The following is a 419-nucleotide window of genomic DNA, read 5'->3' on the forward strand; positions in this document are numbered from 1 at the left end:
GGCGGCGGCGAGGCGCTGGACGGTGGGGGTGAGGTTCAGAACCGTACGGGCGGTGAACGCCTTGGAGACGAGGCGCCGGATGCGGGTGTGGTGCGGGGCTTCGAGGTCGAGGAGCCCGTTGTCGTTGAGGGTGTGGAAGGGCTCGTGGGCGGCGGGCGGGGCCGTACGCCCGAACTCCTCGTGGCTGAACCGGTGGAGATAGGTCCGGCCGAGGCGGCGGTCGCGGAGGAGGGCGCTGACGTCGGCGTGGCGGGGGATCAGCCACTGCCGGGTCGGCTCGAACCAGAGGGCTCGTCCCTCGGCTCGGAGCGCGTCGTACGACGGGTACGGGTCGGCGACGAAGGCGGGTGACCAGGGGTCGAAGGCGGCGTCCATGGCCGGACGCTAGCCGCCTGGGGCGGACCCTGACCAGGGGGCGG

Annotated in this window: 1 pseudogene; it reads right to left on the reverse strand. The window is 73.5% G+C overall.

What is annotated here, in order from left to right:
* Positions 1–375, reverse strand: a pseudogene (locus tag J0695_RS39790) (cytochrome P450); the annotation flags it as partial.
* Positions 376–419 lie beyond the last annotated feature (44 nt).

It is taken from the genome of Streptomyces beijiangensis, assembly GCF_017315755.1.
GTDB classification, from domain to species: Bacteria; Actinomycetota; Actinomycetes; order Streptomycetales; family Streptomycetaceae; genus Streptomyces; species Streptomyces beijiangensis.